This window comes from Verticiella alkaliphila (assembly GCF_018904615.1).
Lineage (GTDB): Bacteria > Pseudomonadota > Gammaproteobacteria > Burkholderiales > Burkholderiaceae_B > Verticiella > Verticiella alkaliphila.
In genome coordinates, this window is record NZ_JADCNH010000071.1 from 1 (window position 1) to 8136 (window position 8136).

Annotated in this window: 8 protein-coding genes; 3 read left to right on the top strand and 5 right to left on the bottom strand. The window is 68.5% G+C overall.

The window, feature by feature from the left end:
* From pcnB to hda, 3 genes are all read right to left on the bottom strand, one after another.
* A partial coding sequence (pcnB, locus tag IMZ29_RS21760) for a polynucleotide adenylyltransferase PcnB (RefSeq protein ID WP_216188273.1) occupies positions 1-1317 on the bottom strand: 1317 nt, incomplete at its 3' end.
* 14 nt (positions 1318-1331) lie between these two features.
* Positions 1332-2045, bottom strand: a complete 714-nt coding sequence (locus IMZ29_RS21765) for an HAD family hydrolase (RefSeq protein ID WP_216188275.1) — start codon at positions 2043-2045, stop codon at positions 1332-1334.
* A 16-nt stretch (positions 2046-2061) separates the two neighbouring features.
* Positions 2062-2772: a DnaA regulatory inactivator Hda gene (hda, locus tag IMZ29_RS21770; RefSeq protein ID WP_216188277.1), complete on the bottom strand. Its 711-nt coding sequence runs from the start codon at positions 2770-2772 to the stop codon at positions 2062-2064.
* 182 nt (positions 2773-2954) lie between these two features.
* Between hda and purM the strand changes: the two genes are divergently transcribed.
* From purM to IMZ29_RS21785, 3 genes are all read left to right on the top strand, one after another.
* On the top strand, positions 2955-4007 hold the full coding sequence (gene purM / locus IMZ29_RS21775) for a phosphoribosylformylglycinamidine cyclo-ligase (protein WP_216188279.1): 1053 nt from the start codon (positions 2955-2957) through the stop codon (positions 4005-4007).
* Between the two features lie 177 nt (positions 4008-4184).
* On the top strand, positions 4185-4766 hold the full coding sequence (locus tag IMZ29_RS21780; protein ID WP_216188281.1) for an alpha/beta fold hydrolase: 582 nt from the start codon (positions 4185-4187) through the stop codon (positions 4764-4766).
* Positions 4742-5128: an alpha/beta fold hydrolase gene (locus tag IMZ29_RS21785; protein WP_216188283.1), complete on the top strand. Its 387-nt coding sequence runs from the start codon at positions 4742-4744 to the stop codon at positions 5126-5128. The genes IMZ29_RS21780 and IMZ29_RS21785 overlap by 25 nt, the downstream gene beginning before the upstream one ends.
* Positions 5129-5161: 33 nt before the next feature.
* Here IMZ29_RS21785 and IMZ29_RS21790 read toward each other — a convergent pair whose 3' ends face one another.
* Positions 5162-5875, bottom strand: coding sequence for a response regulator transcription factor (locus IMZ29_RS21790; RefSeq protein WP_216188285.1), 714 nt, complete (start codon positions 5873-5875; stop codon positions 5162-5164).
* Between the two features lie 104 nt (positions 5876-5979).
* Positions 5980-8001 carry a sensor histidine kinase gene (locus tag IMZ29_RS21795; protein WP_216188287.1) on the bottom strand — a complete coding sequence of 674 codons (2022 nt, stop codon included), beginning with the start codon at positions 7999-8001 and terminating at the stop codon, positions 5980-5982.
* Between the last annotated feature and the right edge of the window lie 135 nt (positions 8002-8136).

Consider the following 8136-nt stretch of genomic DNA (forward strand, 5'->3'; position numbering starts at 1 on the left):
CGGCTTGCGCCGACGCCGGCGGCGGCGCGCCGGAGCGTCGGGTGTGGCTGCCGCGGGCGGCGCATGGGTCGCGTCCTCGATCATGTCGGCGCGGTCCTCGTCATTGGCGTCGGCAAGATCCATCCACCACTGCGCGAGCACGCTGTCGACTTCGCCCGCGGCCGCCCGCAATTGCAGGAAGTCGCACGCGGCGCGAAAGCGCGGCTGCTCGATCATGCGCCAGGCGAGCTTGCCCACGCGACGCTCGAAGCGAGGCTGCATGAACCAGATGTCGCGCATGTCGGCCACGAAGCGTCGCTGGATGGCGAGCTTCTCCGTCTGCTCGCCCAGCACCGAATCCACCGCGAGCGACAGGGCCGGGATGCTGTGCTCGCCGCCCGCCTGGATGTGCTGCCAGCGCAGATGCACCTGCTGCCAGAGCAGGGCGGCGAAGAGGAAGCTGGGGCTGATCGACTTGCCGGCCCGCACGCGGGCGTCCGTGCGCTCGAGCGCGAGTTCGATGAAGCGCTCGCCGCCAGGCTGCTCGAGCACGACGTCCAGCATCGGCAGCATGCCGTGGTGCAGGCCCTGGGCGCGCAGCTGACGCAGGCAGTCCATGGCATGGCCGCAGGTCAAGAGCTTCAACATCTCGTCGAAGAGCCGCGAAGCCGGCACGTTCTCGATGAGCGGCGCCATCGAGGCGATCGGCGCGAGCGTCTTCTCCTCGATCTGACCATTGAGCTTGGCCGCGAAGCGCACCGCGCGCAGCATGCGCACCGGATCCTCGCGGTAGCGCACGACGGGGTCGCCGATGATGCGCACCAGGCGGCGCTTCAGGTCCGCCACGCCGTGGTGGTAGTCGATGACTTCCTCGGTCGTGGGATCGTAGTAGAGCGCGTTGAGCGTGAAATCGCGCCGCACCGCGTCTTCCAGGGCGGTACCGAAGACGTTGTCACGCAGGATACGACCGTGCTCGTCGGTGCTCTGCTCGCCGCCCGAAGGCGCGCGGAAGGTGGAGGTCTCGATGATCTCGGCACCGAACACCACGTGCACCAGCCGAAAGCGCTTGCCGATGATGCGCGCGCGCCGAAAGAGCGGCTGGATCTGCTCGGGCGTGGCGCTGGTGGCCACGTCGAAATCCTTGGGCTCGACGCCGGCGATCAGGTCGCGCACAGCCCCGCCCACAATGTAGGCCTCATGGCCATGCTGCTGCAGCACCTCGCAGACCTTGATGGCGTGGCGTGAGACATTGCGCCGGTCGATGCCGTGCTCGGCGGCGACGATGCGTTGCGGGCCGCGGGGGCGGCGAAAGATGCGGTCGACGAGTTTTTTCAGCATAGGGCTTTCCGGGCTCAGGCAGCGCCGTAGGTGCGGCCGCCTGCCGTGGCGTCGGCAAAGAGGTCCAGGACGCGCCAGCCGCGGGCTTCGGCCAGATCGCGCAAGGGGGGCGACGGATTGGTGGCCACCGGATCGGAGACGACCTCCAGCAGCGGGACGTCGTTCATGGAGTCGCTGTAGAAGAACGTGCGGGAGAAGTCGCCCATCGTGTGGCCAAGGCTCTCCAGCCACGCATTCACGCGCGTGACCTTGCCTTCACGAAAGCACGGTGTGCCTTCGATGCGGCCGGTGTAGCGACCCGCGACGTAGGCAGGCACGGTACCCAGCAGATGGGGGATGCCGAAGGCGCGGGCGACGGGGGCGGTGACGAAGGTGTTGGTGGCGGTGACGATGGCGCAGAGATCCCCGGCGGCCAGGTGCTCGCGCACAAGCGCGGCGGCCTGCGGGGTGATCGCCGGCCGGATCACGTCGGCCATGTAGGTCTCGTGCCACGCAGCCAGATCCACAGGATCGTGGCGAGCCAGCAGCCCGAGCATGAACTCGGCGGCCTCCTGAGCCGTCAGCGTGCCCGCCGCGTAGCTCTGCATGAGCTCGTCGTTGCGGCGCAGCGCTTCCTCGGGGTTGCCTGCCCGGCCCGTGACGGCCATGAAGTGCGCCCACTGGTAGTCACTGTCCAGCGGGAGCAGGGTGTGGTCCAGGTCGAAGAGGGCAAGGCGGGAAGCAGTCATGGGCAAAGGTATCGATTCAGGCCGCGGGTGGCGCGGCGGCAAGCATGGTCTTGAGCAGCGGCAGGGTGACCGGCCGCTTGGTCGCGAGGGAATAGCGGTCCAGGGCGTCCAGCAGGGCCGTGAGCTGGCGCATGTCCCGAGCGTGCCGGGTGAGGAGCCAGTCGATCAGCTCCGGGGTCACCGCCAGCGAGCGGGCGGCAGCATGGGCGCGCAGGGCGGCGAGCTTGTCCGCGTCGGACAGGAGCTCCAGTCGAAAGACCAGATCCCAGCCGAGGCGTGTGCGCAGATCCTCGCGCAAGGGCATCTGCAGCGGCGCGCGATCGCCTGCCACGAGAAGCATCAGGCCCTGGCGCGTGGCGGCCGCTTCACGCCAACGATTGTAGAGTGCGAAGGCCAGCGCCTGGCGCGCGTCGTCGAGCCGCTGCACGTCGTCGATGGCGACGAGCCCCGAGATCGGGTCGTCCAGACGGGCCTGCCAGACGGCGACGGGTGTGTCCGCCCCGAGCAGCGCCGCGCCCGGGTGCCGCTGCACCGCGGCGGCGAGCAGGTGGCTGCGGCCGCTGCCATCCGGCCCCCAGAGATACACGGCGCGCCCCGGGGCGAGCGTGCGGATCGCCTCGACGGCGAGCGCATTGGCGCCCGTCGTGAAGTTCTCCAGCGTGGGCTCGGGCGTGGCGAGAATATCGAGCAGCAACTGCGCCGGCTGCGGGCGGACAGGCTGATTCATGAGGCGACTGGGCCACCCGCCACAGGCGCGCCAGCCCTGGCACCGGGCGCGCTGCCGGACGGCGGCAGGACCGGGCGAAAGGAAAAGGCGGCGATCATCGTAAAATGGCGGTTTGCGCGGCGGCCCGCGAGAAGGCGCAAGTATGCCGCATCTTCCTCACATTTCAAAAACCGGTTTCGTCCATGTCCGCCCAACCGCCTGCTGATTCCTCCTCTCTCACCTACCGCGACGCTGGTGTCGACATCGATGCAGGCGATGCCCTGGTCGAGCGCATCAAGCCGCTGGCCAAGCGCACGATGCGCGAAGGCGTGCTGGGTGGCATCGGCGGTTTCGGCGCCCTGTTCCAGGTGCCGCAGAAGTACCGCGAGCCCGTCCTCGTGTCCGGCACCGACGGCGTCGGCACCAAGCTGCGCCTCGCCTTCGAGTGGAATCGCCACGACACGGTCGGGATCGACCTGGTCGCCATGAGTGTCAACGACATCCTCGTGCAGGGCGCCGAGCCGCTCTTCTTCCTGGATTATTTCGCCTGCGGCCGCCTCGACGTCGAGACCGCTGCCGCCGTCGTGGGCGGCATTGCCCGTGGCTGCGAGCTCTCCGGCTGCGCCCTGATCGGTGGCGAAACCGCCGAGATGCCCGGCATGTACCCGGATGGCGAATACGATCTGGCCGGCTTCGCGGTCGGCGCCGTCGAGAAGTCCAAGATCATCGACGGCACGCGTGTGGCCGTGGGTGACGTGGTGCTGGGTCTTGCTTCGAGCGGCGCGCACTCCAACGGCTATTCGCTCATCCGCAAGATCATCGAGCGCGAAGGCGCTGGCCCGCAGGACGACTTCCACGGCCAGCCGCTGGTCGACGTCGTCATGGCACCGACGCACCTCTACGTGAAGCCGGTGCTGGCGGCGCTCGCCCAGCACGAGATCCATGGTCTCGCCCACATCACGGGGGGCGGGCTGCTCGAGAACGTGCCGCGCATCCTGCGCCCCGGCCTCGCCGCGCGCCTGCAGCGCGACGCCTGGCAGCGTCCGGCCCTCTTCGACTGGCTGCAGCGCGCCGGCGGCGTGGCCGACGAGGAAATGCACCGCGTTTTCAACTGCGGCATCGGCATGGTGCTGGTCGTGGCGGCTGATCAGGCCGACGCCGTGGCGGCCACGTTGGCTGCCGCCGGCGAGCGCGTGCAACGTATCGGCGAGATCGTCGAGCAGACGCCGGGCACGCCGCAGACCGTCGTCGTCTAAGACACGATCGTCGCTGCTGGCTTGCTGTCGCCGGCAAGCCAGTTATGCCGTACGAGGGAGGCCGGGCCGTGGGCCCGCCCCCTAGACTGGGCGCTTCTCATACCTATAAGAACGGAGACGCCCCATGGATTTCCCCCGCCCGTTTCGTCGCGTGCCGCTTGCGCGCATGGCCTCGGCGTGCGCGCTTGCGCTGGCGGCTGGCTCGGCGCTGGCATCTGCGCCAGCAGCAGCCCTGCGGCGCCCGCTGCGGTCACCCGTGGCGTGCCCACCGCGGCGGCCGCCCAGTCCGACGTGCAACGTCTGCACGCGGTGGCCCCGGACGGCACCCGGCTGGCCGTGCAGGTGCGTGGTCCGGCCGAGGCGCCGGCCATCGTGTTCGTGCATGGGATCGCGCAGAGCCAGCTGGCATTCGGCCGGCAGGTGTCGAGTGAGCTCGCCCAGCGTTACCGGCTCGTGACCTACGATCTGCGCGGCCATGGCGAATCGGATAAACCCACCGCCGAGGGCGCCTACGCGTCCGGCCGGGTGATGTCTGACGATCTGCAAGCGGTGATCAAGGCCGCTGGCGTGAAGCGGCCCGTGCTGGTCGGCTGGTCGCTGGGCGGCATCGTCGTCGCGCAGTATCTGCGCGACTATGGTGAGGATGGCATTGCGGGCGTGAACTTCGTCGGCGCGCGGGTGGCCAGGCCGGACGGTGCGCGGCCCGCATGCCGGGCGCGGCGCACCTGCGCACGATGCTCTCCGAGGATCTACAGCTGAACATCCGCGCCACCGAGGCGTTCGTGCGCGCCTGCGTGGCGGCGCCGCTGGCGGCCGAGGATTTCGCCTTGATGCTGGGCTACAACATGGCGAGCCCGGTGCAGGCGAGGGCGGCCACCTTGAAGTGGAGCGGCAGCACGGATTTCGCCGCGGCGCTGGCGGCGCTGACGCTGCCGGTGCTCGTCACCCACGGGCGGCAGGATCAAGTGATCGCCCCGGCCGTGGCCGAGCAGGCCGCGAAGGACATGCCGCATGCCCGGCTGTCGTGGTTCGATACGGCGGGGCATTCGCCGTTCTTCGAGGATGCCGATCGGTTCAACCGGGAGCTGGCTGAATTCGTGGACGCGGCTGCCCGCCGCTGAAGGAGGGGGCCAGCAGGCATTGGCAGAACAGCCTCAGCGTGTCGAGCTGTCGATGAACACCAGCCCGCGCCCGAACACGGTACGAATGGGCAAGCGCATCTTGTGCTGCGCGGCTTTCTGACGCAGCCGGCTCAGCACGACGTCGACGCGGTGCATGTCGGCTGCTTCGTCGGCCGTGCCGAACATCTCGTCGTGCACCTGCCGCTTGGGAAACGTCTGGCCAGTCTGGCGCGCCAGGATGCCCACCAGGGCGAGCTCCTGTGGCGTCAGGTGCAGGCTATCGCCAGCAGGGCTGGTCAGGGTGGCATTCAGAGAGTCCAGTCGCCACGGGCGCGGCGCCGCCGGGTCCTGTCCGTTGGCATGGCTCAGGCGAGTGTCGCGCAGCCGAAACCAGAGCGCGTCGACATCCTTGGCCAACTGAGAGAAATTGACGGGTTTGATGAGATACAGGTCGGCGCCCTGATCCAGGCCGCGCAGTTTGTCCTGCTGGCTGCCGCGCGCGGTGATCACGATGATGCCGAACCGACCCAGATCCCGCAGGTACTCGAGCACGCTCAGACCGTCTTCGCCCGGCAGGCCCAAATCCACGAGCACGATGTCCGCGGGGTGGGCATGGAGGATCTTCCAGAAGCTTTCGGCGCTGGCCGCGCCCCAGACGGGGTAGCCGCGGGCTTCAAGAAAAAAGGTGAGCTCCTCGCGCAGATCCTGGTTGTCTTCCAGTACGGCGAGGCGGGGTAGGCTGTTCATGGGCGCGTGCACTTCAGGGGCGGCCCCCCGACTCGGCTCGGCAATTGGGGGCCTTTGTCAGGCCGGACCGGCAGTGTGCCAGAGAGTTTTTCGATGTGTCATGATCAAATCTCTGGAAGTATCTCATCCATTGGCAAGGCTTGCCGGGAAAGGCTCAGCACGAAACGGCACCCCGACGCTGCATTCTCCGCCAGGACCAGATCGCCGCCGTGACCGCGTGCGATCTGTCGTGCCACGAACAGGCCCAGGCCCGATCCTTCGGGCCGAGCCGCCTCGGGCCGCCCGCCGCGCCGATAACGTTCGAACACGGCTTCGGATTGGTCGGGCGGAATCCCGGGGCCCTGATCCTGCACCGTGAGCCAGGCCATGTCCCGCGTCAGTCGAATGTCGGCCGATACCTGTCCCCTGGGCGTGTACTTGACGGCGTTGTCCAGGAGATTGGACAAGGCGATGCGCAGCAGGGCGGGGTCGGCCTGCACCAGCGGGAGCGCAGGCGTGTGCGGTGTGACTTCCGCGCCATCTACCGTGATACGCAGCCGGTGGGCGTCGGAGCGCTCCACCAGCACGGCGGCCTGGCGCAACTCGGCGATCAGGTCGACCGGCTGGCGATCCAGGTACAGCGCATCGGCCGACAGGCGCGCGTCTGCCATGCAGTTGTCGGTCAATTGCACGAGCCGGCTGAGCGCGCGATGGATCTTGTCGTGGCGCTGGCGCACACGGGTGTCGGCATCCGCGGGGGGTGCAAGGTTCTCGAGGGTGCCTGAGATGACCGCCAGGGGCGTGCGGAACTCGTGCGACACCATGGCCATGAATTGCCGCTGGTGAAAGCTTGCGGCGCGCTCTCGCGCGAGTTCGCGCGCCAGTGTCTCGCTCTCCTCGCGCTTGAGCTGCTCCTGGCGAATGCGCTGCACGCCGACAAAGAGCACGGCCAGTACGGTCACGCTCATCACCAGCATGGTGCTGTACTGCCAGAGCATGAAGATCCGGGCGTCGTAAGGCACGACGGCCCGCGACATCAACAGTGAGAGCAGGCTCGAGACGGTGTAGAAGAGCGGCAGCACGCCAATCGCGATAGTGAGCAGGCCGCCGCCGACGCGGCGGGAGACCGCCAGAGAGACGAACAGCATGATCACGAGGCTCAGCATGCCCCAGATTGCCAGCAGTCCGTGGGCAGCACGATAGCTGTCCAGCAGCAGACTCAGGGGCACCAGGGCCATGGCCGCCGCCATGCCGATCATGGCCCGATAGACCCGCGGGAAGTGCCGGCGCACGTCGAGGGACTCGAGAGACATCCAGAGCAGGGCGGGGCCGCTCAAGAGCGTCAGCAGGCTCACCAGCCAATCCTGGGCCGCCAGGCGCCAGCCCGTGTTGGGCCAGCCGACGTAGCCCTGGATACAGGCCGCCAGGAGATAGCACAGCGAGAACGGTACGACCGACCAAAGAAGTCGGCTGCCCAGCGCGAGGGCGAGCAGCAGCGCCAGGGTCGAGGCCAGGGCGGCCACGCCGAAGTAGAAGCTCCAGGTGGCCGTGTCCAGCGTGGCGTGGGTCAGGAACGCCGAGGGCAGCCAGAGCGCGGGCTCCACGATGAGCGCGCTCGTGCTGCTCACACGCAACACCACCGTGGTGGCACTGGCTCCGTCCTCCGGCGGGCTCAACCGGTACACGGGGAACCGATAGGCCATGTCCACCGTACGTACCCCATGGCGATCGCCGGCCTGCTGGACACGCCAGACCCCGGGCAGACCGTTGCCGAGGAACACGGTCGCTTCGTCGAGATAGTTCGGGCTCATCACCAGCCACAGCTCGCCGTTCGGGAAGGCGGCTGCCGGCACGTCGAAACGCAGCCAATACGTCGCTGTATCGAATCCTCGGGACAGCGGTTGTTGGCAGGCAGACAGAGCTTCCTCGGGCAGCGCGAGGAACGTGTCCAGATCGAGTGAGCCGTCAGCGTCGCGGTAGTAGCTGAAGCCGATGTCGCGGCCTACGGCATGCGTGGGCGTGCCCGGCCGTGGGCCGGCAAAGACCAGGAAGAACCAGAAGAAGACACACGCCGCGAGGATCGGAGCAGCTTTGGGGCTGCGGGAAAGTTGCGGGCCGTCGAGCCGGGCCCATGCGCGGTGCGCCATGCCAATGTCCCGGCCAATGACGGGTCGGAGATCAGCCGCGGCGCGAGGTACGGGTGGTGGGCCGCTTGGCTGGCCCTTGACCGCGCTCGGTGCGAGCGCTCTTGGCGGCCGGGGCGGCGCCCCGCGCAGGGCGCG

Bases quoted from the DNA above. Each gene is read 5' to 3' on its own strand.
- purM (WP_216188279.1), top strand. From the start codon at position 2,955: ATGTCCGCCCAACCGCCTGCTGATTCCTCCTCTCTCACCTACCGCGAC.
- IMZ29_RS21795 (WP_216188287.1), bottom strand. From the start codon at position 8,001: ATGGCGCACCGCGCATGGGCCCGGCTCGACGGCCCGCAACTTTCCCGC.
- IMZ29_RS21765 (WP_216188275.1), bottom strand. From the start codon at position 2,045: ATGACTGCTTCCCGCCTTGCCCTCTTCGACCTGGACCACACCCTGCTC.
- IMZ29_RS21790 (WP_216188285.1), bottom strand. From the start codon at position 5,875: ATGAACAGCCTACCCCGCCTCGCCGTACTGGAAGACAACCAGGATCTG.
- hda (WP_216188277.1), bottom strand. From the start codon at position 2,772: ATGAATCAGCCTGTCCGCCCGCAGCCGGCGCAGTTGCTGCTCGATATT.
- IMZ29_RS21785 (WP_216188283.1), top strand. From the start codon at position 4,742: ATGCTCTCCGAGGATCTACAGCTGAACATCCGCGCCACCGAGGCGTTC.